The organism is Paenibacillus pedocola, assembly GCF_031599675.1.
In the GTDB taxonomy this organism is placed as follows: domain Bacteria; phylum Bacillota; class Bacilli; order Paenibacillales; family Paenibacillaceae; genus Paenibacillus_AQ; species Paenibacillus_AQ pedocola.
In genome coordinates, this window is sequence record NZ_CP134223.1 from 5767569 (window position 1) to 5792269 (window position 24701).

The window sequence follows — 24701 nt, forward strand, 5'->3', positions numbered from 1 at the left end:
CTAAATAGTAATTTGTTCTCCAAAATGCAAAAAAACGCCGATATACAGCGGCAGTCCTTCAGATTGTGAAATAGTGACGCTATCCAGCACGGCAGAGATACGTTTAACTGCATCTACCGCGTCTATAAATTCCTGTGCCCGCGCTGCAGTAACATCTGCATTGTTAGTGACGACACGGAAGTGGTAAGGATCTCCTCCGTATTCCCACCATTCTTCAACAGCTCCCTCACCGAACAAGATAGCGATGAGATCCTCAACAGCGCCTGCTGTCCCTTTATGCCGGTGAAATGGAATTGACGTTTTAACCAGGAGCCTTTTTTGCTCCAGCGGCAAGCCGGGATCATAATAGGGCGGCCGGTATTGAACAGCCAGCTCGTCAGTCTCTCCATTCGTCCATTCGCCCGAGCGTCCGAAGATATTTAATTCCCTTATCATATCCGTCGTTTCCTGCAGCTGCTTGTCGAGTGCTGTGGCTGCCGTTGACATAGCCGGATCGTTCCGAAGCGATGAAGGTAGCAGATCAAGCAGGCTTGCCTTTTGAATATTAATCATCTGCCAGCCCCCCAAAAGTGATAGTTGTCGTACCCTCTTGGGCAACTTGTGTTGCGGTTAAGGCCGTATATGCAGGTACTATTGGGACAACCCGCAATGCTCCGGCAGCCATGACACGGGCTATTAATTCCGAAGGATTGATATCCCGGCCAAGCTTGGACTTTTGCCAGAGCTGATAAGCAGCTACTGCAGAAGTTACCGCTGCTTGTATAGCCGGCACCTCCGAGACCCTGCTGCGGCTGATGTAATAGGTTATAGTTGTGTTGTAGGGTACCGAAGTTGGAACCATCACCGTCACTTTGTCCGTTAATGGCCTAATACCCCGGTCTTCCAAGGTCTCGGCTACGGCATCAAGAACATCCTGGCCCGGGATCTGCCCGCCGACCAGCAAAGGGACAACCGTCACCTTGCCATCGTCAGGTGAAAAGGCATGCACATCTAAAATTGCCGCCGAGGTGGATTTTGCCCAAAATTCATATGCTCCCTGCGGGCCGGCCGTGCTGTAGGAATCCGGAGCGGTCCGGATACGTTCCCTAAACGCTTCGTCCGACTCCTTCTCCGCTCCGCCAGTACTAACCGTCAGATTGGTCACGGACTGTACGAACGGCAGCTGGTCCATTAGAACATTGAGCTGCCCAGGTAAGAAACCGTTCCCGGTTGTACCAGGTGCCGAGCACACTGCCGCTACCGTACCGGTGGTCACCCCCGCCGGTATCTCCAGATATTCCTCTGTTGCAAAAAAAACAGACCCGTCGCCGCCCTGCACTCCGATCCTTGTACCTTCCGGAACCGCGGTAGGGGACGACAAGGGAATCGACAACGTAAATTGCAATGTAGTTATCGCGGCAGAAGCCGCTAAACGCTCCGAGCCCTGAAATTCACCCATAAGGTCCAGCTGTACGCCGGAAGCGTAGCGGAGCAGATTACTTTTGGCCGTCTGATTAATAAGCACCCGCTGCTGGACAATAATAGCAGCAAGCGAAGACAAAAACAGCCGCACCGGATCGGCTGGCTGAAGCGTTCGGCCGGTTAGGCCCTCATACACAGAAACTATGTTTTGCTGGATTTCGGAAGCCTCTTCAACAGTGAACTGAATATCCGGGAATTCTACAGATTGCGCCAAGTCATACCACCTCCTCCTTTAAGCTATACTTTACTACTGCCAGCAAGCGCCCGGCCAAAGCCTCAGGCAGTCCCTCTTTAAATGTGATCTCTGTAATTTGGGCCCGTGGTTCCTGTTCCGCCACCGCAGACATGATTTCACTGATCATACGGGTTTTTATAAATGGGTACGGTGCATCTATATTTCCAAAATCCAACCCGATGCTGCGGGCTAGCGGCGTGCTGCCAAGGGTTGTGGTCAGAATCGTGCGGATGTTCTGCGCCACCTCTTCGACAATCGTAGCTGGTGCAAAATTTATGATTGAAGGCTGCGTCATGTCCAAAATATATATCATTTCACATACTCCTCCAATGTGATGTCAACCGTGGCGGCATAGACATACCCTTTGTTGTCGATCTGCTCCCAGGCTTGTGACAGGCTCGTGATTACCCACAGCCCGGTTCCCAGACCCTTGTTCCCGATAACCAGAGGGAGTGCTTTGCCTGCACGCTCCAATTCCGTCAGCCGGTCAAGTTCCGTCCGGGGATTGAGCTCAAGACTCGAAACAAAACGCATGGTAAAGGATACCGAATCAACCCCCGGTCCCAGCCACTCTTTTTTAGGTTTTTTCCCCAGAATGTCATGCTGTGCCCAGCGGCCTGCGCTGCTTCGTGTCAGGTCCTGAAAGGTCAGGACCTTGTCTTCGCTAACCTTAAATATTACAGGCCCAAAAGCTCCAATCGTATAATTCGTCGTTTCAGCCTCGCTCACAACACACCTCCTGAACTGGTAACCGAACCGGTGACTGTTAAATCCCCTTCAATTTTTACCCCGCCGGAAGCTTTAATAGTGAGCAGGCGTGCACTGCGGTCATAAAATACATAGCTACCGTCTTCAAACCACACGCCGTGCTGATTAATATTGCCAGGTGCTGTTTCCTTTGAACCATAGTAGGTTCCCAAACAAAATCCGGCGGAATAGCTCCTATCCAAAAATACGCAGAGAACGGTCTCTCCCGGTTCCGGAACAGCATTTCCGCGTCCCCACCCGCCCGGCATAAGTACCGGCAGCGGAGCAGACACCAGATTGTCCCGTTCAGCAAAGGTCACCCGCACGCTGCAGGAGGCCGGATCTGCTGTGGAGACTTGTCCAATTAAAATTATGTCTACCACCCCAATACCTTTCTGATTTCAAGCTCTGTTGTATAGCCGCCGCTGCCGATCACATGCCTGGCAGATTCGATAATATATTTCCCGTCAAACCGCTTCCAGCCTTTAATATTAATCGTTAATCCGGCTGCCATCCTTATGTCGCCCATGAGGGACAACGATCCTCTGCCGCCTTCTTTATTGGACTCCCGCAGTCTTTTACGGGCCAGCCGTAGAGCGGCAGCCTCATCGTCTACCTGCTCGGTTATTTTCAGCACCGGTCCGGTTTTTGGCGCACCCTCAGGAACAAATGTTGCCTGCACTGGTTCTTTGGCTTTTGGCGGTGTATAAGTTACGGTACATGCCCTGTATGCGGAGTACGCCGTATTCACAGAGAATCCAAAGCCCGTCACATTATTTGCACCCCTGGTTATAGTGGCAACAGATGCCCTTTTCTCAAAAACAAATTCGTCAAACAGCACCAGCTTGCCGCCGGATACTTTGATAGCGATCCCTTCCCGGGTTGCTGTCTCTAATAAAAAGCTCAAATCCGATTGCTGTGTCTGCTCCAAATGATCATAAGACGGATTATCTTGAGCTTCGTAAATCAGCTCCAGCTTTGCACGCTTGGCAATTTGCGCAGCGACTGTCTTTAAATTGGTCTTCTCCCAGTTTCGCGAGCTGCGCTGCATACGGATTTCAGACGTGATCGGCAGCGATACAGCTTTGATAGCTACCGTATCCGGCGGCCCGTTAAACTCAATGCTGTCCACTTCAAACGTCCCCAGCGGCAGCTTTTTAATCTCGTTGGGTCCATCCCAATTCATAGTCCGGATCGTGGCGTGTATTAAATCCCCTTCAGCTGGAGCCCAGGGTCCCTGCCAATTACGCCCTGCATCCTCCAGGGAGATAGAGATATCGTCAAGCTGTCCTGAAGCGGCATCATTGTATTGAAAATCGGTCAGCGATTCTGCAATATCCTTTGTGACATCCTTCCCGTTATATTGAAGCACCAGCATCGCTCTTCGGGCATTTTGCCGCAACTCCACTCTTATCCCTCCCTTCTCCACGGCGGAAGCGTATCTGAGGCATCTACAGGCTTATCCGGAACGTTGACCGGGACATTGCCGGAAAAGACCACGGTCTGCGCAAGCTCCGGATTGGCATTGATCAGCAGTGTCATCAAATATTCGTCACCATACAGCTTAAACGCAATACTATCCCAAGTGTCGCCTTGTACTGACTTATAGATCACTGGAAGCTCACCCGCCTTTGCTGCTGAATCATCCGCTGAAAACGCTGTTCAAATGCCGGCTGCTGATCCTGCATTGCTTTGGCCACCTCAGCCGCGATAGAAGGAGTTCCACCCTGAATAGTGACTTGGGGAGCCCAGGTCACTTGGATGTTCCCTTCATTTACGTTATTGGAGCTCGAGTACCCCATTAGATCGTTAGCCTTCTCCAAAAGCGAGCGGGAGCGCGGTTTGGTATTGAGCGGAATGGCGATTTCCGGACCGGCCTCACCAAAGATAGAAGGGCGTGTGGCGATCCCCCCGTCGGCATATCCTTCAAAGCCGGGATCATGCTGAGCTAACCGGTTTAGCTTTTGGCCGGCTGCTGTCTTCAAATCGGGTGAACCATCTTCCTTCATCGTCTTATGAAGCACTTTCCAGTCTTCGTCCGTAAGACTAAAATCAGGGACTTGCCCGGTTTGTTCCCATATCAGCTGCAAATTAATCTTTTTTGCATCAGGCAGCATGTCTACTTCCTGGTTAAGGATAGCCATATTGCTCATCGCCTGATTAAATTGCTCTTTTTCCGCACTAGATAATTCATTGTACTTTTTGGCTTTCTCTTCCAATGAGCCGCCGAGATCTATCTCTACCAACCGCTTTTGCAAATCATAGTATGAGGCAAAGCTCTGCTGTGCTTCATTCATTTCACTTTGGGTTTTCTCGATCTTCGCATTGTATTTATCAAATGATTCTGAGATATCTGCATAGTCGAATTGGAAGCTAGCCCAGTTGGCGCTGTAATTTTTACCTGTCGACTTCTCAATCTCTGCAGCTAAAGCATTCCGCTGCTGCCCTTTCTCCTCTTCACTGGCGTCACTGCTATTGATTTTATCGAGTTGGTTCATATAATCCCAATAGTCACGATAAGATACCTTTGCTTTTTCATAAGCAGCATTTTGCTTACTTAGATTTTCGGTCAGCTCTGAATACTGTTCCTCAAGCTGCGGCATCTTTCCTTGGGCAGCGAGTGCATCATGCTCAATCTCCCGCTTGCTCATATCTTTCCTGGAAGCATAAATATCTTCAACTAGATCCAGCTGTTCCCGGAATTTGCTGTTTTTCGAGCCCTCTGCAGATAATATATCCGGATTCATGTCGATCAGTTCTTGCTCGACCAGCTGCAGTTTTCTTCTGGCTTCCGTTAATTCGTCAGCCGGGGTCTTGGCATCATTAATTTTTTTGGTCAGCCGGTCATACTCGGTAATGAGGTCTTGATTTCTTTTACTTGCCTGATCAATCTCCTCATAATTGTTATAGGCCGCTCCAAGAGCATCACCCATATTCAAAAGATCGAGCCTTGCTTCTTCCTGATGTTTTTTATAGGTAATTACCCCCGCTGTAATCAAGCCCAGCGCACCTACCGCAATACCCACCGGATTCGTGAGCAGGCCCAGCGCACCGGCAAAACCGCCAGCCGCTCCGCTTGCTCCGCCGGCGGCACCTCCTATTTTCTTAAATCCCTGAACGATTTTAAGCGTGTTGGTTGTGAGCGCCGCAGCAGGAGCTGCAAGACTGAGCACCATCATCAGCTCTTTATTGCTGCTCATCCAGTGAACCAGACCCTGAAGCAGCGGCATCAAATTCTCACCAAGCGGAACAATCAGCCCGGTCATCATTTCCCTGCCGACTGCCTGGAACTGTTGGGTCAGCGTACTGTATTTTACCGCGGCCACTTCTTCCATGGTCTGTCTGGTCATGTCGAACTGACTCCGCGTACTTCCGAGCGCAAGAATTGCCTCACTTCCGATATCCGCAAACTGGCTGCCGAACAGCTCGCTGGCGATTTGCGCCTGTTCCACAGGGTCCTTAATTTCCTTAAGCTTCTGAATCACTTGCTCCATCGCTTGTTTGCCGGTAAGTGAGCCATCTGCGAGACCCTTAAAGATTGCCTTACCGCTGCCAAGCGTCTTTTGCAGCTCCTTCATGGCTTGTTCCGCGGAATCCCCGCCTGCAGTTAAATCTTTAGTAAGGGTATCTGCTACCTTCTTTCCGGCTGCCTTTAACAGGGTGGCATATTCAGCAGATTTAGTACCGCTCTTTACAAGTGCTGCACTGAACTTCTCCAGCTGCTCCGGTGCAAACAATTTATAAATGGCTTCTTTGGCAGAGTCTGAATCACCCGTTACCGCTGTACTGAACTCCTTCACGGCATCAGCCACACCGCTTAGGGACGCAGCCCCATGCTCTATGCCGGCGCTGAACACGCCAAACATCTCGTTGGCTGAATAGCCCATTTTGTCAAAATAGACACTGTATTCGCTGGCGGTATCCAGAAGTTGGCCGGAGCTATTCAGCCCCTTTTGTGCCCCTTGGGCCATCAAATTGTAAGACTGCTCAGAAGTAATGCCAAACTGCTGCATCATTGCATTGACTGCTTTTAAAGAGTCGGGAAGCCCCCCTTTAAAAACATCCCTGTAGGTGATGGCATTCTGCGTCGTCTTCTCCAGTTCATCTCCGCTTTGCTGCAGAATCTGCTTTACCAGCGCGAGGGAGTCGCCTAAATCCTCAAACCCCTTACCATAATTTTGCCGGTAGAGGTTGTTAGAGATCTCCTCCATATTTTTCATCTGGTCTGTTGTCATTCCAGTTGATGCCTGAAGCTGAGCCATCGCATCGGCAGATTCGTTCATCGCGTTCATAATTTTCGTAAGCGGCTCAATACCCTCTTTGATCCCGGAAAATAGTTCTGTTTTTTCCTTTATGTTTCCCAATAAACCTTCGAGTCCGCTGGTGCTCTTGCTTAGATCGTCCACGGTATCATCGGCAGCCTCCGCATCCCGGCGCAGGCTTTCAAATCCCGGAAGACGCGACAGATCACGAATTATTCTAGCGATCTCTTCTACGCTGTCTTCGGCTTGTCCAACCGACCGGCGGAATGCGGGTGTTACGATCGCATTTAATTGAAAGACGATATCATAGCTGTTTCTTGTACTGATTGATCCTGCCATGTGTTATTTCCCCCTTCCCTTCAACCGGGATACCCGTTCCACCCAATCGCCCATTTCTCCCAGCGGCAGCGAGAGGAAATACGGAATGGGAGTGTAGGTGAACATAGCCAAAAGGGCGGCGAGGTCCTTGATGTCCCCGCCGCCTCCACAGCCTACAGCAGCAAAAAACTTTGCGCCCTCAAGGTTAGCTTGGTGAAGTCCTTGGCTGAAAGTGCACGGATCAATCCCACATGCACACCTGCCGCTTTAGCAACAATATAGGCCTGATATGCCTTGTTAGTCTCCTTAACGAGTTCATTGACCCCTTGCCGGGCCGTTTCGGCCTGATACTGGCGGTCACAGACAAGAATATCTGCCCCGGTCAGTTTGTCAAAATCAATGTTCAGAGATTCTACAGTTTCACCTTCAAAAGTAACAGGCCGGGCGAAAGTATAAACTTCCGCCGTGACCTCCTGAGTTTCATTTTTTTGTTCAATGTCCATCGTTCAGTACTCCCCCTAATTCATTGCTAAATGAGCTCTTGTTTCTTTCAGATAATCCGTGCCATGTACCTTATGAATATAGTTATACTTATCGATTTCAAGTACTGAAACCTGATCGAGAACAACCTTCAAATAACTGACCGAGAAATTATTTGTTGTTTCCATGGTTGCTGCCGGCTCCAGATTTCCCAGTGTCAGCCCTAGTGGTCTGGCACGTACTGTAACTTTAAGTGCGGACTCCTTATACTCACCTGTCGAGGTATCAAACGTCTGAATGGATGCACGCAAATCCAGTGCATGACTTACCGGAGCCAGCAGCTCAGCCGCAGCCTCCTCTATCGTGCGCCAGGTCAGAGCCAGACTCATCGCACCCGTTTGTCCCGGGGAAGGTGCCTCTATTTCACCCGCGATACCTCCGCCTTTAATGGTTTCTACCAGATAAGTAATCTCCGGCAGAGTAGCGGTAGCTGTACCCAGATATTTGTTTCCGTTCAAGAACACCGAATAATCAATAACCCGTTCTGATCTTTTAGGCATGTTTTTCCTCCTTAGGCCACTAATGCAGCCAAATATGATGTGTCGTATTCAAGCTGGAATGAAATTTCCTGTGCCGGTCCCGGCGGTGTGATGTATAGATGGAACGTAATTTTGCCCGCCATCAGGTCTGCGGCCTGATTTTCGGAAGCATTGAATTCCACACGTCCACCCAACAGCGCACCGGAAGCGGTAAGGCCATTCAACCAAATATTTACGGAGTCCGTAACCGCAGCAATCAGCCGCTTGTTCATCGGTTCATCCACCTTCTGCATGTAAGTCAGGATCAGACTGTTGCCGATCCAGTTAAACATGCGGCGGACCGGAATGAAGCTGTCTTTGGGATCAGTTGCTCCAGGGAATGCGCCTGTATTGTTCCCCCATGCTTTCCAGCCGCTTGTCCCCAGATTTACGGCTGTCATGATGCCGAGACTGTTCATGTAACTCGCTTGATCGATACCCAGATACAAGCTCGTACCGTCAGATAGTGCCGTACCGTCAGCCTGAAGCGCCTTGTTGGATGGAGATACAAAAGGAACATTGCCGTTATTAGCGTCTGTTGAGGCAATCAGCCCGGACAGCTGCGTGGAAAAATGATACTGCTTCTCCCCCAAGGTCAGCATCGGATAAGAAGCAATTTGAAGAGTCCCATTATAGTTGTTATCTGACTTCCAAGCGCCTGCAGCGCTGTAGGTTTGACCAGGATCAATATCCGTAAGTGCCATCGCCTTAAAATTGCCGTTAATATTGCCAGCCTTAGCTCTCATTACAGCAGCGACTGAAGGGAGATGAGACCAACCTGGTGCAAGCAGCAGATCCGGAAGTATACCAAACCGCGGGTAGACCTGATTAATCAATTCAAACCCGGTGTAGTCGCCCCCGGTAGTCAAACCGCCAATAATATCATCCGAGTCGACAGCCTCAGGGCTGATCTTGTCATAACCAATGGAGAGTTGTGCAACATTTGCCGCAATGGCTCCGCCTGCTTTTGTTGTAATGACCACATGGCCGTCATCATCAAATGCTGCGGTGTAGTCCGTACCCTCCACGTAAATTGATGTTCCGTCAGATGATTTGACTTTGAGCGTTGGCAACAGTACACCTTCAGCGGCCAGCTTCGCAACACGGTTAGCGACATTGACTGCCGCCGGTATGACTGTAGCTTTGTGCACAGCAGGATCAAGGACATTGACCAGGATCAGCGGTGCCTTTTGATACAATACAAAATGAGAGTAAATCAGTTCGCAGAGCGAATATTTCGTCCAATCCTCGCTGTAACCAAGTAGGGCTACTGCTTCTGCATACGTATATGCCAATACAGGTGTGTTTACCGGAGCTGCCGAGGATGCCAGATGGACCGGTGCCGTACCTACCGCAAATGGTATGCCGCTTGCTGCCTCTGCAGGTGCCAGGACAGATGTCGGTTGTTCAATAATGTTAATTCCATGTTTATAGGCCATGAATTAGTTCCCCTTTCCTAAAAGCCGTTGATAAGCTGCATACTCTGCTGTTCCGGCCTGAACGATACGTTCCTGCACTTCCGCCATTCCTTCAACTGGTACAGTAAGCTCAGCTACATCCGGTTTCTCTGTAAATATGGGCTGCAAATAGGTAGGAATCCCTGTACGGAAAACCGTTGACTGCAGCAGGCGTCCTCCCGGCAAATTTGGCCCTAAGTAAATACTGGCCTTTTCAACTGCGGGCTCGTCCACCTCGGTCACATCGTTCAGCACATTTCCATTTAAATCATCCGTCATTTCCGGCTCCACCTGCTCCTCCACCGTTTTGGTTGTATTTTTGATTTGACTCATAATTCTACCTCCCGTCTAATTTGGGGCAACACCCATGTGGTTGTAACCTCCCCGGTCCATTCAGTTAAAGGCTGTTCTTCACTAAGTTTCCATTTCCAGCTGACATCGATGGCAAATTGCTTAGCAATGATTCGTTCCCGCATCAGCAGGATACGCACCCGCTCCATGAGATTCAGCAAATCAATTAAGCCTGAGCCCTCTTCTGCTTGTGTGCCAAAAAGAAGTTTGATCTGAGCCTTAATGCTGTCCTTATCACCCTCACCCTCTGCAGGGCGGATAATAATGAACGGATAGGCCGGCTCTTCCGGCTCCTTGGGGAGATGACCCAAATGCACCGCCGGAACCGTTGCCCCATCGTCGGCCAGCTCATTTTCCAGGAAGGCTTGAATAGCTTTAATCAGCAGATAAATAGTCACTGCGTTCCCCCTTCCGATACATATATGCTGCAGCGTACATAACGGCTGTCACCCCCTTTCCTGCTTCGCGGTTATCCGTAAGTTATTTGGTCTTTCTATACATACGGGGCTTTCACTAGACAAACGGTCAAAGTTATTTTTCAGAGTACAAATATAACCTCAGCCACGAGCGGAGTAATTTTTCTCTGTGCCCGCTGAATGTACTCACTCACACTTCCTGCGGAGATCCCAAGCATCTCTGCTACCGTGGCGTGAGAAAAACCTTCGCCGTGGGCTAGCATGTAACATTCCCGTTCTCTTCTGCTTAATGGCTCCAATGCAAATTCAAGCAGTGCCCGTTGATCATCTGAGAGTCTTGCTTCCGGGCAGACATGTGTATGGTTGCTGAATCTTTGCATTCGGTTTGGTTCCACAGGAATTTCTCTCTCGTAACCGGCCCTGCGTTCAATACCGCGTCTATTCCCTGGACGTCTGCCTGTATGGAGCCAATCAATCACATATTTACAGTCGCTAATCATCCCGGAAATTATTTTTTTATCATCAGAATCAGCGTTATAATAGGCATTTTCTGCACACTTCAGGGATTCGCGGTATTCCCAGAGCAATTCTTGAAGATCATTTATATGCGGACTCTCTAACATGTTCATTCGTTCCCCTCGCTCACTTATACTCAATTGCGTATTTAAATGCCATACTATATTTAATTGCGTACTTTGTCAAATGTAAAATAAATAAAAAATACGATGTTGAACATTTACATTCTTGTATAGCTTCTTTATAATGAAGAGATAATGCGAAATAGCGTATATTTGCTGTGCTCAGAGGAGGGCTATATGTGCGTAGGGCTGAAGTCTTAAAAAAGTTGATTGAGGAAACCGGCCTGAACACAAAGGCATTTGCGGAAAAGGCAGGAATTCCCTATACTACACTCAGATCGATGTTAATGCGTGGTGTGGGCGGAGCATCTGTAGATAATGTGATTAAAGTTTGCCGTGCGTTAGGGATAACGACAGAAGAAATGGATCGCTTGGCCTTCAGACCGGAGGAGGCAACTTCCTTTCATCAGGATTTTGCCGAATTCGAGGCCTTTATCAACAACCCGGAGCACAGTCTGTTCTTTAAAGATTACCTTGGTGCTCCTGAAGAACGGAAGCGGGAAATGCTTACCTTTTGGAACTTTATTAAAGATGCAGAGAAGAAAAAAACAGAGGACAAGCAATAAAATACTGATGATTCGCATTATCGTGGTTTCAGCTAGCGAGCTGATTTCACGCACCCATATATACGAACATACATTCCTGTTAGGGGGTTCCTAATGTTTAACCATTACAAAAAAACACAGCTTGAACAGTTTGTGGAGCAGCTTTACATAGAGCATCACATTGCATCTCCCGAGCAGATTACAATCCAAGTTCTTGCCCAGGCCCTGAACATATACGTCCAATATTCGCCCATTGGCAGCCGCGCTTATGAGTCAGATTCAGGCATGCGCTGCATTCTGCTGGACAGCCGTCTTCCTCCAATGAAGCAGCGTCTTGATTTTTTGCATGAGCTTTGCCATGTTCTCAGGCATGTTGGCAATCAGCTCATTATGCCGGACTTTTTCATTAAAGCCCAGGAGATAGATGCCGAGAAATTTGTCCTTTACGCCTCTATGCCATACTTTATGATTAACCTTCAGCAGCTGCCGGAGGATTACACTCAGACAATCCAGCATTTATCCGGCACCTTCGGTGTTCCGAGAGAGTTGGCAAAGACAAGATTTGACCAAATATTACGTCGCGAATACGAAGGCGAGTTGACGAGTGGATTATTTAATCACAAATCCTCGTTTACGGGCAACCAGCAGCAAATCGAATTTTCCGATACGACAAAAATATTCGCCTATTATGACCCTCACAGCACCTTTGAAGGCCCTGACCAGTTAATCGTAAGTCTGGATTATGAAACTTTGACTACACAATATGAACTGCTTATCCCCAGAGATGAACGGTTCCAAGAGATTGAATGGGAGGCATTAAAGGAACTTGCTGTTGAACCCACTATTAGCGGGGATATCATTTGTTTCGACGGGCAACTAACTTTGCAAATTCACCGGCTGGTCTTCAGAAATGGATTTTCTAAAAATACATTTGTTGTGCATATGCGGGACGTTGAACAGATTATTGAATCCGATCAGAGATTAACACGGAGGTTTAATTAAGAGGATACGATGCAGGAAATAATAAAAGCCCCTGACCCGAAGGGCCAGAGGCTTGATTTCCTTGAAACAAGGAATATTAACGTTTCGAGAACTGTGGAGCACGACGAGCAGCTTTGAGGCCGTATTTCTTACGTTCCTTCATACGTGGGTCACGAGTCAGGAAGCCGGCTTTTTTCAGAGCGCCGCGGTATTCAGGGTCAACTTTCAGCAGTGCACGGGCGATACCGTGACGGATTGCACCAGCTTGACCGGAAATGCCACCACCATGTGCAAGAACGATTACATCGTAGTTGCCCAGTGTTTCAGTCAGGTTCAAAGGTTGTTTTACGATCATCTTCAATGTTTCTACACCGAAGTATTCATCCATCTCACGTTTGTTAATGACAATGCGTCCTTCACCCGGTACAAGGCGAACACGTGCTACCGAATGTTTACGACGACCTGTCCCATAGTATTGTACTTGTGCCATGAAACTGTCCTCCTCTATTCTTATCCGCGAAGTTCGTAAACTTCAGGTTTTTGTGCTGCATGTGGATGCTCAGCGCCTGCATAAACTTTCAATCTCAACTTCATGTGATCCCCTTGACGAGTCTTAGGAATCATACCGTGAACTGCGAATTCAATCATGCGCTCAGGCTTAGTTTTGATCAGGTCTTCTGCAACAGTGACTTTCAAGCCACCTGGGTGCATCGAGTGACGGTAGTATTTCTTGTTTTGCATTTTCTTGCCTGTCAGGTGAATCTTCTCAGCGTTGATAACAATTACGAAATCCCCTGTATCAACGTGTGGGGTGAATTGCGGTTTGTGTTTGCCACGGATCAAAGCAGCGGCTTCGCTTGCCAAACGACCAAGTGTTTTGCCTTCGGCATCAATGATGTGCCAATTGCGTTCAACTTCGTTCGGCTTCGCCATATAGGTGGTACGCATGAATGTTTCCTCCTTGTTCTCGTACGAAAATCATCTGTTTCGTATATCTAATTTCTCATTGGAATTACGATTATGTGAGTTAAGAAAAGCTTGTTTGTTGGCATTTTCCTGATCGGGGCTGTGGGATAGCCATCAAGAAAACACAACTTTTATATTACAGCATAAACATGACAAGTGCAAGTGATTTTTAAATAGAAAGTCTATATTTTTTCGCGAAATATATAGTTTCCAGATCATCACAAACTGTCCTGGTCATATTCCACACTCCACAGCGCGAGTCCTTTGGCTACAGCCGTTGGTCCGGCAGCTGCACGGTCGCATGCTGCCAGAATCTCCGCAACCTTATCCGCTTGAACCTTGCGCTCACCCACTTGAATCAGCGTTCCCATAATGATGCGAACCATATGCTGCAAAAATCCGCTGCCGGTAATATAAGTATGAATAACCCCCTGGTCAGACGAACCCGGGCGGCACATGCTACGGTCAATCTCCATAGAAGCTTCAAAAATCGTCCGCACATGCGAGGTCTTCGTAGACTTCCGAGAGGCAAACGATGTAAAGTCATGGGTGCCCAGAAGATGTGCAAGTCCCTGCTGCATGGCCGTGATGTCGAGCTTCACCGGGTGATGGTACTGCAGTCGCCGCTGGAACGGATCCGGGAATCGGTTGCCGTTAATCGTGTATCGGTAGGTTTTGCGCTTAGCCCCTCTACGGGAGTGGAACGAAAGCGGAACCTCTTTAGCCTCAGTGACCACGATATCCTGCGGCAATCTGGCGTTGAGCGCCAGACACCAGCGTTCCAGCGGAATCTGCGATGAAGTAATGAAGTTAAACGGCTGGCCATAAGCATGAACTCCTGCATCTGTCCGCCCAGAGGCTGTTATTTTAAGCGTCTCGCCGGTCAAATGAAGAATTGCCTGTTCCAGCCGGTCCTGAATCGTATTGCCCTGAGGCTGGGTCTGAAAGCCATCATAATGGGTTCCGTCATAATTGACTTTCATCAATAGATTGCGCATTCCGTTCTTCCTTTCACCCTGTTGCTCAGCTACACTAACCATCCATCGTCTTCAAAAAAAAAGAGCCCCGGCGGGAGCTCCTTCTACTCTTTACAAGGTGATTCCCGCGGTTATTGGTACAGCAGGGTCTAAACGCCCCTGCGGTACAATAACAATAATACTTACTGCTCAATCTCCGGAGATCATGAACTTAAAGAGTCAAATCGGAAATCATGACTTGTATACTTACGCGCGGTCTACCAGTTCAAGATAAACCATAGGCGCAGCATCGCCACGGCGAGGTCCCAGCTTCAGGATACGAGTGTATCCGCCTGGACGCTCTGTGTAACGAGGAGCAATATCAGAGAACAATTTTTGGATTGCATCTTGCTCACCGTCTACAGTCTCACGACGAACAAAAGCAGCTACTTGACGACGAGCATGAAGATCGCCCTTTTTCGCTTTAGTGATCAGTTTCTCAGCGATGGAACGAACTTCCTTCGCTTTGGCTTCCGTTGTCTGGATGCGTTCGTATAGGAACAGATCCGTTACCATGTCGCGGAACAACGCTTTACGCGCACTGGAATCACGGCCCAATTTTTGGTATGCCATTTGTTTTCCCTCCTTCACTCAAGTACTCAAGCAATCTGATAACTATTCTTCTGTACGGAGACCCAAACCAAGTTCCTCAAGCTTCTCTTGAACTTCTTCCAAAGATTTGCGGCCCAGGTTACGAACCTTCATCATATCTTCTTCAGTTTTCGTAGTCAGCTCTTGTACGGTATTAATACCAGCACGTTTGAGGCAGTTGTAGGAACGGACAGAAAGATCAAGTTCTTCGATTGTCATCTCAAGCACTTTTTCTTTTTTGTCTTCTTCTTTTTCGACCATAATTTCGGCGTCTTTCGCTTCGTCCGTAAGTCCTACGAACAATACGAGGTGCTCGTTCAAAATTTTGGCTCCGAGGCTTACAGCCTCTTCCGGTCTGATACTTCCATCTGTCCAAACTTCCAGCGTCAACTTGTCATAGTTCGTCACTTGACCGACACGAGTATTATCGATGCCGTAGTTTACGCGGGAGATAGGAGTGTAGATAGAGTCAACTGGAATAACACCGATTGGCTGATCGTCGCGTTTGTTCCGGTCTGCTTGGACATAGCCGCGACCACGGCCTGCAAAAATACGCATGTGAAGTCTCGCGCCAGGTCCCAGCGTTGCAATATGAAGATCCGGATTGAGGATTTCAACATCGCTGTCCGCACGGATATCACCTGCGGTAACGATGCCTTCACCCTCAGCATCAATCTCGAACACTTTCTCTTCATCTGAATGAATCTTCAGGGAAAGAGCTTTAAGGTTCAGAATGATTTCCGTCACATCTTCCATTACGCCAGGAACGGTCGAGAACTCATGCAGAACGCCGTCAATTTGGACCGAAGTCACTGCGGCTCCCGGAAGGGAGGAAAGCAAGATCCGGCGAAGCGAGTTCCCCAGAGTCGTGCCATATCCACGTTCCAGCGGTTCAACTACGAATTTCCCATAGGTTCCTTCATCATTGGCTTCTACGGTCTCAATCTTCGGCTTTTCGATTTCTATCACGAGTGTACCCCTCCTTCAAACGTCGCTCCTATATGAAACTGTCACCCCATCAGGTGCATCATGTAGTATGCCTAAACACCTATTATTAGCAGATGCGTCAGAATTATACCACAATCACAATTCTGATTTCACTATACGCGGCGACGCTTCGGCGGACGGCATCCATTGTGAGGAACCGGAGTTACGTCTTTAATGAGGTTTACTTCAAGGCCTGCGGCCTGAAGGGAACGGATGGCTGCTTCGCGGCCCGCGCCCGGTCCTTTAACCATAACTTCAACGGACTTCATGCCGTGTTCCATAGCTGCTTTAGCAGCTGTTTCGGCTGCCATTTGCGCTGCAAATGGAGTCGATTTACGGGAACCTTTGAATCCTTGACCACCGGAGCTTGCCCAGGAAATTGCATTTCCGTGAGGATCCGTGATCGTAACGATAGTGTTGTTGAACGTGGAACGGATGTGTGCCACGCCAGACTCGATATTTTTCCGGTCGCGACGTTTAGTACGTACGACTTTTTTCGGTTTAGCCATTGTCTCTTATCACCTCTTCTTATTTCTTTTTGTTTGCTACCGTACGACGCGGGCCTTTACGGGTACGAGCATTTGTTTTAGTACGTTGACCGCGAACAGGCAATCCACGACGGTGGCGAACACCGCGGTAACAGCCGATCTCAGTAAGACGCTTAATATTCAAGGAAATTTCACGACGCAGGTCACCTTCAACCTTGACCGATTTGTCGATCATTTCACGCAGTTTGCTGACTTCATCTTCCGTCAAATCACGGACACGTGTGTTAACGTCAATGCCTGTTTCATTAAGAATTTTCTGGGAAGTCGTTTTACCGATTCCGAAAATATAAGTCAAGGCGATCTCAACGCGTTTGTCACGTGGCAAATCCACTCCAGCTATACGAGCCATTTTACGCTACACCCCCTTCTTAACCTTGTTTTTGTTTGTGTTTCGGATTTTCGCAAATTACCATAACAGTCCCTTTGCGGCGGATGACTTTGCATTTTTCGCAAATGGGCTTCACAGAAGGTCTTACCTTCATGTTAATTACCTCCTCAAAGTTTTGCGAAGCAAAACTTTCGTTGTAGTTCCCATCTATTTACGGTAAGTTATACGGCCCTTAGATAAATCGTAAGGCGATAACTGCACGACCACTTTGTCTCCGGTTAGGATACGGATAAAGTGCATCCGCAATTTCCCGGACACATGGGCAAGTATTTGATGACCGTTCTCAAGCTCAACCTTAAACGTTGCATTAGGCAACGGCTCAATGACCGTTCCTTCCACTTCAATGACATCTTCCTTAGCCACAGTTAGTCTCCTTTCTCATCAGCACTTATTCCAGCGGGACTTCCATATTTCATCACTGCGAACCGCAGCTTTCCATTGGTTACCCGGCCGGTTTCTTCCAAACTATTTACAACCTCACTGCTTATGAAAGGTATGAGCTCCAAATGTCCGATATTCTTCTTTTTCGGCCCATCAAACTTTCGTTTGTCTCCATCAGCAATATATACAAATCTGCTATCAACAACTGCGATAACAACGGCAGCCTCTCCGGCATCTTTGCCTTTGAGAATTCTCACGATTTGACCAACCTGCGGGCTGCTCCCAGTATTCACGTGAAGATCACCTACGCATTCAGTTTTGTGAAAATTTCCATGCCGTCCGGTGTAACTGCTACTGTATGCTCAAAATGAGCACAGAGTGAACCGTCTACCGTAACGACCGTCCAGTTATCTTCCAGAGTTCTGACATATCTGTCCCCTGCGTTCACCATCGGCTCAATCGCGAGTACCATACCCGGTTTCAGACGTGGTCCGCGGTCCGCTATGCCATAGTTCGGAATTTGCGGTTCTTCATGCAGTTCTGCCCCGATGCCATGACCTACATACTCGCGTACGACGGAGAATCCGGCGTCCTCGATATATGTTTGGATCGCATGGGAGATTGTAAACAAGCGCACATCCGGTTTGACTAACGCCAGTCCTGCGTACAAGGAGCCTTCCGTGACGTCCAGCAAACGCTGAGCATCTTCGGAAATGCTGCCCACTCCGTAGGTCCAAGCGGAATCACCGTGATACCCGCGGTACTCGGCACCAATATCCAGCGTAACAATGTCGCCTTCGATCAGTTTGCGTTTCCCCGGAAATCCATGCACCAATTGTTCGTTGACTGAAGCGCAAATGCTGGCAGGAAAACCGTTGTAACCTTTGAAAGACGGCACAGCACCTTGACTGCGAATGTATTGATCGGCGATTCTGTCGAGCTCACCGGTAGTGATCCCCGGCTCAATGGCCTGGGCGATCAGACGGTGACTCTCGGCAACAATTCGACCAGCTTCCCTCATGAAGGCAAGTTCCTGTTCGGATTTACAAATGATCATTACATTAACCCCGCAGCAAAGATACGATTTCGGAAGTAACGACGCCTATTTCGTTCTCTCCGTTTACCTGACGCAAAAGACCTTTATTCTCATAAAATGCAAGCAATGGCGCTGTCTTATTATCATACTCATCCAGACGTTTGCCTACACTCTCTTCGTTGTCATCCGGACGTTGATACAATTCGCCGCCATCAATGTCGCAAATGCCTTCTTGCTTCGGCGGGTTGAAAATTAAATGGTAGGATGCACCGCAAACTTTGCAGATCCGGCGTCCGGTAAGGCGCGCCATCAGCAGTCCACGGTCCACATTCAAGTTGATCACATGATCAAGGGAACTGCCAGCCCGGCTTAAAAGCTCTTCCAGCGCTTCCGCTTGCGAAAGGGTTCTTGGAAAACCATCCAATAAGAAACCTTTTTCGCAATCGGACTGCTGGAGCCGTTCTTCAACGATTCCAATGGTCACATCATCAGGTACAAGCAAACCTTGATCTATATAAGATTTAGCTTTCAGCCCAACCGGAGTCTCCTGCTTGATTGCCAAGCGGAAGGCATCACCTGTTGAAATATGCGGAATGCCAAGTTCTTTTACGATTACAGCAGCTTGCGTTCCCTTGCCTGCCCCAGGAGGGCCCATGAATAAAATGTTCACGATTTCTCTTCTCCCCCCAAAAGTTCGCCACCAAGCAAGAAACAGCACAATAGGTGCCGGGAAGTAAGCAGACCTTAAGCTTCGCCGGAACCTATCGCCTATTTATTGATGAAGCCTTTGTAATGGCGTTTGATCAATTGGCTCTCGATCTGCTTCATCGTATCCAGGGCTACACCGATGACGATCAGCAGTGAAGTACCGCCAATCTTCACGGAACGGGGTAGTCCGGACAAGTTTCCAAAGAATACCGGCAGTACAGAGATCAGAGCCAGGAAAATCGCGCCGGACATAGTCAGACGGGACATTACCCGAGTCAGATACTTTTCTGTAGCTTTACCTGGACGAATACCTGGGATGTAGCCGCCGTTCTTCTTCATATTGTCAGCCATTTGCTGCGGATTCATCTGAACGAACGTATAGAAGAACGTAAATCCGATGATCATCACTACGTAAAGTAGCATGCCGAGCGGCTTATCATAGTAAAGATTAGCAGTGACCCATTTAGCCCATTCATGACTGGCCCAGAAGCTGGAGATTACAATTGGAAATTGAAGCAGTGATACGGCGAAGATAACCGGAATTACACCTGCCGCATTGATTTTAAGCGGAATGTGCGTATTCTGTCCACCGTACATTTTGTTACCGACTACGCGTTTGGCATATTGTACAGGGATTTTACGGATACCTTGTTGTACAAAGATAACCCCTGTAATAATAGCCACAATCACAATCAGTACAATAACGACTTTAAGAATATTCAGGAACACCTGATCCGGCTGAATAAAGCTTGACTGCGCCGTAGTCGTGATATATCCCGGTATGGCGGCGACGATTCCCGCAAAAATCAGGATCGAAATCCCGTTTCCTATTCCCTTTTCAGTGATCTGCTCACCGAGCCACATCAAGAACGATGTACCTGCAGTCAGTATGATCGCAATAAGCAGGTAATCCGCAAAGGTTGCATTTGGAATCATCTCAGTGCCATAAATCCGGTTAAACCCGATTGAAGTGGCAAACGCTTGAATCAGACCGAGTACAACCGTACCGTACCGGGTGATTTGCGCCAGTTGCTTTTTCCCGTGCTCCCCTTGTTTAGCCCATTCGGCAAACTTAGGGATAACATCCATCGAGAGCAATTGCACAATGATGGAAGCTGTAATGTACGGGTAAATACTAATCGCAAAAATCGAGAAGTTTTTGAGCGCTCCGCCCGAGAAGGTGTTCAAAAGACCCATCAAAGCGTCGCCGCTTTGATTTGTTGATTCCAGTACTTCTTTGTTCACACCGGGAACCGGTACAAACGAACCGATGCGGTAAATGATCAGAACGAACAGGGTAAACAGGATCTTTTTGCGCAAATCTTCAACATGCCATATATTCTTAAGCGTCTTGAACATTAGATCACCTCGGTTTTACCGCCGGCAGCCTCGATTTTCTCTACCGCAGATTGAGAGAACTTATTTGCTTGTACAGTCAATTTAACGGCTAGTTCGCCATTACCGAGGATCTTGATGCCGCTCTTGGAATTCTTGACAACACCAGTTTCAATCAGCAACTGTGGAGTCACTTCAGTTCCTTCAGCAAAGCTGTTCAGATCTTCCAGGTTCACAATCGCATACTCTTTACGGGTAGGATTGATGAAACCACGTTTAGGCAGACGACGATAGAGTGGGTTTTGTCCACCCTCGAAGCCCGGACGAACACCACCGCCGGAACGGGAGTTCTGACCTTTGTGACCGCGTCCGGAAGTTTTACCGTTCCCGCTACTTGGTCCGCGACCAACGCGGTTGCGTTCTTTACGGGATCCAGGAGCTGGAGCAAGTTCATGTAACTTCATCGTTTGCACCTCCTTATGTTTGTTAATTTATGCAAGGCGTTTAGCCTTCGATTTCAGTAACGGAAAGCAAGTGGCTCACTTTGTTGATCATTCCGCGAATTGCAGGAGTGTCATTGTGAACCACGGACGAGTTGGTTTTACGCAGGCCGAGCGTCTTAACAGTAACACGTTGTGTTTCTGGACGTCCGATTACGCTGCGTACGAGGGTAATTTGCAATTTAGCCATTGACGTTCCCCTCCTTAACCGCGCAATTCTTCGACAGATTTGCCGCGAAGCTTCGCGACCTCTTCAATGCGCTTCAGACGGGAAAGACCCTCCAAAGTTGCATTGACCATGTTCATGGAATTCGAAGAACCCAAAGATTTTGTCAAGATGTCGCCAACGCCTGCCAATTCCAATACCGCACGAACTGGTCCGCCAGCGATAACGCCAGTACCTTCGGATGCTGGTTTCAGCAGAACGCGTCCTGCGCCGAAATGTCCAGTAACCAAGTGGGGAATCGAAGTTCCTACGATCGGAATGTGAATCAGGTTTTTCTTGGCGTCTTCAATGCCTTTACGGATGGCATCCGGAACTTCGCCGGCTTTACCGATACCAGCACCGACGTAGCCGTTGCCATCGCCCACAACAACAAGTGCGCTAAAGCTGAAACGGCGTCCGCCTTTTACAACTTTTGCTACACGGTTAATGTGTACAACTCTTTCTGTCAGCTCTAAACTGTTCGGATCTACACGCAAGTCGTTAACCTCCTTTTAAGAAATATTCTAGAATTCAAGACCAGCTTCGCGAGCTGCATCAGCCAAAGCTTGAATCCGTCCATGGTACAAGTATCCACCGCGGTCAAATACAACCACTGCATAACCTTTTGCTTTAGCGCGCTCAGCGATCAATTGACCCACTTTGCTTGCAGCTTCAACGCTGCCGCCATTGCCGATTGTAGCGCTCAATTCTTTGTCCAGTGTCGAGGCGGATACGATAGTAACGCCTGTCACGTCATCGATCAGTTGAGCGTAGATGTGTTTCGAAGAACGGAACACGTTCAAACGTGGACGCTCAGTAGTACCTTGGATCTTCTTACGAACCCGCAGGTGTCTTTTGAGACGAGCCTTGTTTTTATCCTCTTTTGTAATCATGACTTCCCTTTCACTCCCTTCAGTTTGCCGTAAACAGCTTCACTTTAAGATGCACGGGGTATCTTACAATGAAGAGTAAGCCGATTATTTCTTCTTACCGGCTTTACCTTCTTTGCGGATGATACGCTCGCCTTCATATTTGATACCTTTACCTTTGTACGGTTCTGGTTCACGTACGGAACGGATTTTGGCAGCATATGCGCCAACGCGTTCTTTATCGATACCTCTAACGATGATTTTCGTGTTCGCAGGAACTTCGAACTCGATGCCCGCTTCCGGTGTGATTTCAACCGGGTGGGAGTAACCAACGTTCAGAACGATTTTATCTCCGGATTTGCTTGCACGATATCCGACCCCAACCAGCTCCAGAGATTTCGAGAAACCTTCAGTCACACCGCTTACCATGTTGTTGACAACGGAGCGGGTTGTGCCGTGAAGTGAACGATGCAATTTGTTGTCCGACGGGCGAACAACGGTGATTTCGTTATTTTCAACTGTAACCTTCATGTCTTTATGAAGCTCACGAGTCAAAGTGCCTTTAGGACCTTTTACTGTAATAACGGCGTTGTCTAAAGTGACATCTACACCGCTAGGTACTGCGATTGGTTTGCGACCAATACGAGACATGTGTTGCACCTCCTTATCTTGTGACGTTTATTACCAAATGTAGCAGACAACTTCTCCGCCCGATTTTGATTGACGAGCTTCTTTGTCGGTCATAACTCCCTTAGATGTGGAGATAATCGCGATTCCAAGGCCGCCGAGTACACGAGGCACTTCATTGCTCTTCGTGTAAACGCGAAGGCCTGGTTTACTGATTCTTTTCAGACCAGAGATAACGCGCTCTTGGTTAGGGCCGTATTTCAAGAAGATACGGATAATCCCTTGTTTGCTATCTTCAACGAATTCCGCATCACGGATGAAACCTTCACGTTTCAAGATGTCCGCGATTTGTTTTTTCATAGTAGAAGCAGGCATTTCTACTGTCTCGTGACGCACAGTGTTGGCGTTACGAATACGAGTAAGCATATCTGCAATAGGATCAGACATAGTCATGTGTGTAAACCTCCTTCCCGTTTATAAACTTCTTACCAACTTGCTTTTTTCACGCCAGGGATCTGGCCTTTATAAGCTAACTCACGGAAACAAATTCTGCAAATTTTGAACTTTTGCAGTACCGAATGTGGACGACCGCAACGCTCGCAACGTGTATATGCACGTACTTTGAACTTAGGCTCGCGTTGTTGTTTAACTTTCATCGAAGTTTTTGCCACTTTAGCCTGACACCTCCTAAACAGTTTCGGAGAAATGGATGATTCTTACTTAGCGAAAGGCATTCCCAGCTGATTCAGCAGCTCGCGGGATTCCTCGTCCGTCTTTGCAGTCGTTACGATAACGATGTCCATACCGCGGACCTTATCCACTTTGTCATACTCGATTTCAGGGAAGATCAGTTGTTCTTTAAGACCAAGTGTGTAGTTACCACGGCCGTCAAAGGCTTTAGTGGAAACACCACGGAAGTCACGTACGCGTGGAAGCGTTACGTTGAACAATTTGTCCAGGAAGTAATACATACGCTCGCCGCGCAGTGTTACTTTAACCCCAATCGGCATGTTTTCGCGCAGTTTGAAACCGGCGATGGATTTTTTGGCTTTAGTGATTACTGGCTTTTGACCAGCGATCAGTTGCAAGTCGTTAACTGCAGCGTCAAGCACTTTGGAGTTTTGAACAGCGTCACCCACACCCATGTTGATGACAACTTTCTCGATCTTAGGCACTTGCATAACAGTTGTATAGTTGAACTTCTGCATCAGAGCAGGTGTAATTTCATTCAAATAACGTTCTTTCATTCTTGCTGCCATGAAGATTTACCTCCTTTCTTTAGGACTGTATTAGTCGATAATCTCTCCGGATCTCTTAGCTACCCGAACCTTTTTACCGTTATCGAGCACTTTGTAACCGATACGAGTAACTTTACCGCTCTTCGGATCAATGTGCATTACATTGGACACATGGATCGAAGCTTCCTGCTCGATGATTCCGCCTTGCGGATTCAACTGGTTCGGCTTCTGGTGTTTCTTCACCATGTTCACGCCTTCTACCAGGACGCGGTTTTCACGAGGATAAGCAGCGATGACACGGCCTTTTTTACCTTTGTCTTTCCCGCTGATCACAAGTACCACATCATCTTTTTTAACGTGCAGTTTATTGTTATGGGATTCCAGAACTTTTTTCACTCTAGGCATTTATTACACCTCCTATGACTAGCCTTCTCAGAACTTCACGTTACTTCATAAGTAACTTATTAGATTACTTCCGGTGCCAAGGAAACGATCTTCATGTAGTCTTTATCGCGAAGTTCGCGAGCAACTGGTCCGAAGATACGTGTTCCGCGTGGGCTTCTGTCGTCTTTAACAACAACAGCTGCGTTTTCGTCGAAAGAGATGTAAGAACCGTCTTTACGGCGAACAGAACGTTTAGTACGAACAACCACCGCTTTAACAACATCACCCTTTTTGACAACGCCGCCTGGTGTTGCTTGTTTAACGGAACAAACGATCAGATCACCGATTGCTGCTGTACGGCGTCCAGTACCACCCAGTACGCGGATACACATCAGTTCCTTCGCACCAGAGTTGTCAGCCACATGCAAACGTGTAAATGGTTGAATCATTATT

39 protein-coding genes are annotated in these 24701 nt (G+C 48.1%); 2 read left to right on the forward strand and 37 right to left on the reverse strand.

What is annotated here, in order from left to right; all coding sequences use genetic code 11:
• From QU597_RS25595 to QU597_RS25660, 14 genes are all read right to left on the reverse strand, one after another.
• On the reverse strand, nucleotides 1–552 hold the full coding sequence (locus tag QU597_RS25595; RefSeq protein ID WP_310830374.1) for a phage tail protein: 552 nt from the start codon (nucleotides 550–552) through the stop codon (nucleotides 1–3).
• The gene (locus QU597_RS25600; protein ID WP_310830375.1) at nucleotides 545–1675 is read right to left on the reverse strand and encodes a baseplate assembly protein; all 1131 of its coding nucleotides are present in this window, start codon (nucleotides 1673–1675) and stop codon (nucleotides 545–547) included. The genes QU597_RS25595 and QU597_RS25600 overlap by 8 nt, the downstream gene beginning before the upstream one ends.
• 1 nt (nucleotide 1676) lies before the next feature.
• The gene (locus QU597_RS25605; protein WP_310830376.1) at nucleotides 1677–2009 is read right to left on the reverse strand and encodes a GPW/gp25 family protein; all 333 of its coding nucleotides are present in this window, start codon (nucleotides 2007–2009) and stop codon (nucleotides 1677–1679) included.
• On the reverse strand, nucleotides 2006–2425 hold the full coding sequence (locus QU597_RS25610) for a phage tail protein (RefSeq protein ID WP_310830377.1): 420 nt from the start codon (nucleotides 2423–2425) through the stop codon (nucleotides 2006–2008). Before QU597_RS25610 ends, QU597_RS25605 begins: the two co-directional genes overlap by 4 nt.
• Nucleotides 2422–2826, reverse strand: coding sequence for a phage baseplate assembly protein V (locus tag QU597_RS25615; RefSeq protein WP_310830378.1), 405 nt, complete (start codon nucleotides 2824–2826; stop codon nucleotides 2422–2424). Before QU597_RS25615 ends, QU597_RS25610 begins: the two co-directional genes overlap by 4 nt.
• Entirely contained in the window at nucleotides 2820–3851 is a 1032-nt protein-coding gene (locus tag QU597_RS25620; protein ID WP_310830379.1) for a phage late control D family protein, read from the reverse strand. The genes QU597_RS25615 and QU597_RS25620 overlap by 7 nt, the downstream gene beginning before the upstream one ends.
• A gap of 2 nt (nucleotides 3852–3853) precedes the next feature.
• Nucleotides 3854–4057, reverse strand: coding sequence for a tail protein X (locus QU597_RS25625; RefSeq protein ID WP_310830380.1), 204 nt, complete (start codon nucleotides 4055–4057; stop codon nucleotides 3854–3856).
• Complete coding sequence (locus tag QU597_RS25630) at nucleotides 4054–7044, reverse strand: phage tail tape measure protein (protein WP_310830381.1); 2991 nt, start codon at nucleotides 7042–7044, stop codon at nucleotides 4054–4056. The genes QU597_RS25625 and QU597_RS25630 overlap by 4 nt, the downstream gene beginning before the upstream one ends.
• 152 nt (nucleotides 7045–7196) lie before the next feature.
• Nucleotides 7197–7526, reverse strand: coding sequence for a phage tail assembly protein (locus tag QU597_RS25635; protein ID WP_310830382.1), 330 nt, complete (start codon nucleotides 7524–7526; stop codon nucleotides 7197–7199).
• Nucleotides 7527–7541: 15 nt separating this feature from the next.
• On the reverse strand, nucleotides 7542–8063 hold the full coding sequence (locus tag QU597_RS25640; RefSeq protein WP_310830383.1) for a phage major tail tube protein: 522 nt from the start codon (nucleotides 8061–8063) through the stop codon (nucleotides 7542–7544).
• A gap of 11 nt (nucleotides 8064–8074) precedes the next feature.
• Complete coding sequence (locus QU597_RS25645; protein WP_310830384.1) at nucleotides 8075–9520, reverse strand: phage tail sheath family protein; 1446 nt, start codon at nucleotides 9518–9520, stop codon at nucleotides 8075–8077.
• Nucleotides 9521–9523: 3 nt separating this feature from the next.
• Complete coding sequence (locus tag QU597_RS25650; protein WP_310830385.1) at nucleotides 9524–9871, reverse strand: hypothetical protein; 348 nt, start codon at nucleotides 9869–9871, stop codon at nucleotides 9524–9526.
• A complete protein-coding gene (locus QU597_RS25655) occupies nucleotides 9868–10287 on the reverse strand; it encodes a hypothetical protein (RefSeq protein ID WP_310830386.1) in 420 nt (139 codons plus the stop codon). Before QU597_RS25655 ends, QU597_RS25650 begins: the two co-directional genes overlap by 4 nt.
• 140 nt (nucleotides 10288–10427) lie before the next feature.
• Entirely contained in the window at nucleotides 10428–10934 is a 507-nt protein-coding gene (locus tag QU597_RS25660; RefSeq protein WP_310830387.1) for a sigma factor-like helix-turn-helix DNA-binding protein, read from the reverse strand.
• Nucleotides 10935–11122: 188 nt separating this feature from the next.
• On the opposite strand from QU597_RS25660, the gene QU597_RS25665 reads away from it, so the two are divergent.
• The gene (locus QU597_RS25665; RefSeq protein ID WP_054943987.1) at nucleotides 11123–11509 is read left to right on the forward strand and encodes a helix-turn-helix domain-containing protein; all 387 of its coding nucleotides are present in this window, start codon (nucleotides 11123–11125) and stop codon (nucleotides 11507–11509) included.
• A 93-nt stretch (nucleotides 11510–11602) separates the two neighbouring features.
• A complete protein-coding gene (locus QU597_RS25670) occupies nucleotides 11603–12490 on the forward strand; it encodes an ImmA/IrrE family metallo-endopeptidase (protein ID WP_310830388.1) in 888 nt (295 codons plus the stop codon).
• 76 nt (nucleotides 12491–12566) lie between these two features.
• Here QU597_RS25670 and rpsI read toward each other — a convergent pair whose 3' ends face one another.
• From rpsI to rplN, 23 genes are all read right to left on the reverse strand, one after another.
• Nucleotides 12567–12959, reverse strand: a complete 393-nt coding sequence (gene rpsI, locus QU597_RS25675; RefSeq protein WP_206102155.1) for a 30S ribosomal protein S9 — start codon at nucleotides 12957–12959, stop codon at nucleotides 12567–12569.
• A gap of 20 nt (nucleotides 12960–12979) precedes the next feature.
• Nucleotides 12980–13417 (reverse strand): 50S ribosomal protein L13, encoded by a 438-nt coding sequence (rplM, locus tag QU597_RS25680; protein ID WP_042140128.1) that lies wholly within the window; start codon nucleotides 13415–13417, stop codon nucleotides 12980–12982.
• A 236-nt stretch (nucleotides 13418–13653) separates the two neighbouring features.
• The gene (gene truA, locus QU597_RS25685; RefSeq protein WP_310830389.1) at nucleotides 13654–14433 is read right to left on the reverse strand and encodes a tRNA pseudouridine(38-40) synthase TruA; all 780 of its coding nucleotides are present in this window, start codon (nucleotides 14431–14433) and stop codon (nucleotides 13654–13656) included.
• A 225-nt stretch (nucleotides 14434–14658) separates the two neighbouring features.
• Entirely contained in the window at nucleotides 14659–15024 is a 366-nt protein-coding gene (gene rplQ / locus QU597_RS25690; RefSeq protein ID WP_019908254.1) for a 50S ribosomal protein L17, read from the reverse strand.
• A 42-nt stretch (nucleotides 15025–15066) separates the two neighbouring features.
• Nucleotides 15067–16011, reverse strand: a complete 945-nt coding sequence (locus tag QU597_RS25695) for a DNA-directed RNA polymerase subunit alpha (RefSeq protein WP_054943983.1) — start codon at nucleotides 16009–16011, stop codon at nucleotides 15067–15069.
• 131 nt (nucleotides 16012–16142) lie between these two features.
• Complete coding sequence (gene rpsK, locus QU597_RS25700) at nucleotides 16143–16538, reverse strand: 30S ribosomal protein S11 (RefSeq protein WP_020427052.1); 396 nt, start codon at nucleotides 16536–16538, stop codon at nucleotides 16143–16145.
• 19 nt (nucleotides 16539–16557) lie between these two features.
• Nucleotides 16558–16926, reverse strand: coding sequence for a 30S ribosomal protein S13 (gene rpsM / locus QU597_RS25705; protein ID WP_020427053.1), 369 nt, complete (start codon nucleotides 16924–16926; stop codon nucleotides 16558–16560).
• Nucleotides 16927–16945: 19 nt separating this feature from the next.
• The gene (gene rpmJ, locus QU597_RS25710; RefSeq protein ID WP_003322638.1) at nucleotides 16946–17059 is read right to left on the reverse strand and encodes a 50S ribosomal protein L36; all 114 of its coding nucleotides are present in this window, start codon (nucleotides 17057–17059) and stop codon (nucleotides 16946–16948) included.
• A gap of 53 nt (nucleotides 17060–17112) precedes the next feature.
• Nucleotides 17113–17328 (reverse strand): translation initiation factor IF-1, encoded by a 216-nt coding sequence (gene infA / locus QU597_RS25715; protein ID WP_018753971.1) that lies wholly within the window; start codon nucleotides 17326–17328, stop codon nucleotides 17113–17115.
• A gap of 2 nt (nucleotides 17329–17330) precedes the next feature.
• A complete protein-coding gene (locus QU597_RS25720) occupies nucleotides 17331–17639 on the reverse strand; it encodes a KOW domain-containing RNA-binding protein (protein WP_054943982.1) in 309 nt (102 codons plus the stop codon).
• 11 nt (nucleotides 17640–17650) lie between these two features.
• Complete coding sequence (map, locus tag QU597_RS25725; RefSeq protein ID WP_206102157.1) at nucleotides 17651–18403, reverse strand: type I methionyl aminopeptidase; 753 nt, start codon at nucleotides 18401–18403, stop codon at nucleotides 17651–17653.
• 4 nt (nucleotides 18404–18407) lie between these two features.
• Nucleotides 18408–19052 carry an adenylate kinase gene (locus QU597_RS25730; protein WP_236337399.1) on the reverse strand — a complete coding sequence of 215 codons (645 nt, stop codon included), beginning with the start codon at nucleotides 19050–19052 and terminating at the stop codon, nucleotides 18408–18410.
• Between the two features lie 98 nt (nucleotides 19053–19150).
• Complete coding sequence (gene secY, locus QU597_RS25735; RefSeq protein ID WP_206102159.1) at nucleotides 19151–20449, reverse strand: preprotein translocase subunit SecY; 1299 nt, start codon at nucleotides 20447–20449, stop codon at nucleotides 19151–19153.
• The gene (gene rplO / locus QU597_RS25740) at nucleotides 20449–20889 is read right to left on the reverse strand and encodes a 50S ribosomal protein L15 (protein WP_020427058.1); all 441 of its coding nucleotides are present in this window, start codon (nucleotides 20887–20889) and stop codon (nucleotides 20449–20451) included. The genes secY and rplO overlap by 1 nt, the downstream gene beginning before the upstream one ends.
• A gap of 40 nt (nucleotides 20890–20929) precedes the next feature.
• Nucleotides 20930–21115: a 50S ribosomal protein L30 gene (gene rpmD, locus QU597_RS25745; protein WP_019908243.1), complete on the reverse strand. Its 186-nt coding sequence runs from the start codon at nucleotides 21113–21115 to the stop codon at nucleotides 20930–20932.
• A gap of 14 nt (nucleotides 21116–21129) precedes the next feature.
• Nucleotides 21130–21627 carry a 30S ribosomal protein S5 gene (gene rpsE / locus QU597_RS25750; RefSeq protein WP_036652980.1) on the reverse strand — a complete coding sequence of 166 codons (498 nt, stop codon included), beginning with the start codon at nucleotides 21625–21627 and terminating at the stop codon, nucleotides 21130–21132.
• A 27-nt stretch (nucleotides 21628–21654) separates the two neighbouring features.
• Nucleotides 21655–22023 (reverse strand): 50S ribosomal protein L18, encoded by a 369-nt coding sequence (gene rplR / locus QU597_RS25755; protein WP_054943978.1) that lies wholly within the window; start codon nucleotides 22021–22023, stop codon nucleotides 21655–21657.
• An 84-nt stretch (nucleotides 22024–22107) separates the two neighbouring features.
• Nucleotides 22108–22650: a 50S ribosomal protein L6 gene (gene rplF / locus QU597_RS25760; protein ID WP_042181065.1), complete on the reverse strand. Its 543-nt coding sequence runs from the start codon at nucleotides 22648–22650 to the stop codon at nucleotides 22108–22110.
• Nucleotides 22651–22680: 30 nt separating this feature from the next.
• Nucleotides 22681–23079 (reverse strand): 30S ribosomal protein S8, encoded by a 399-nt coding sequence (gene rpsH / locus QU597_RS25765; protein ID WP_019908239.1) that lies wholly within the window; start codon nucleotides 23077–23079, stop codon nucleotides 22681–22683.
• A 32-nt stretch (nucleotides 23080–23111) separates the two neighbouring features.
• On the reverse strand, nucleotides 23112–23297 hold the full coding sequence (locus QU597_RS25770) for a type Z 30S ribosomal protein S14 (RefSeq protein WP_036589425.1): 186 nt from the start codon (nucleotides 23295–23297) through the stop codon (nucleotides 23112–23114).
• Nucleotides 23298–23342: 45 nt separating this feature from the next.
• A complete protein-coding gene (gene rplE / locus QU597_RS25775; protein ID WP_038597061.1) occupies nucleotides 23343–23885 on the reverse strand; it encodes a 50S ribosomal protein L5 in 543 nt (180 codons plus the stop codon).
• Nucleotides 23886–23915: 30 nt separating this feature from the next.
• Nucleotides 23916–24269 (reverse strand): 50S ribosomal protein L24, encoded by a 354-nt coding sequence (rplX, locus tag QU597_RS25780; RefSeq protein ID WP_019908235.1) that lies wholly within the window; start codon nucleotides 24267–24269, stop codon nucleotides 23916–23918.
• Nucleotides 24270–24328: 59 nt separating this feature from the next.
• A complete protein-coding gene (gene rplN / locus QU597_RS25785; protein ID WP_020427062.1) occupies nucleotides 24329–24697 on the reverse strand; it encodes a 50S ribosomal protein L14 in 369 nt (122 codons plus the stop codon).
• Nucleotides 24698–24701 lie beyond the last annotated feature (4 nt).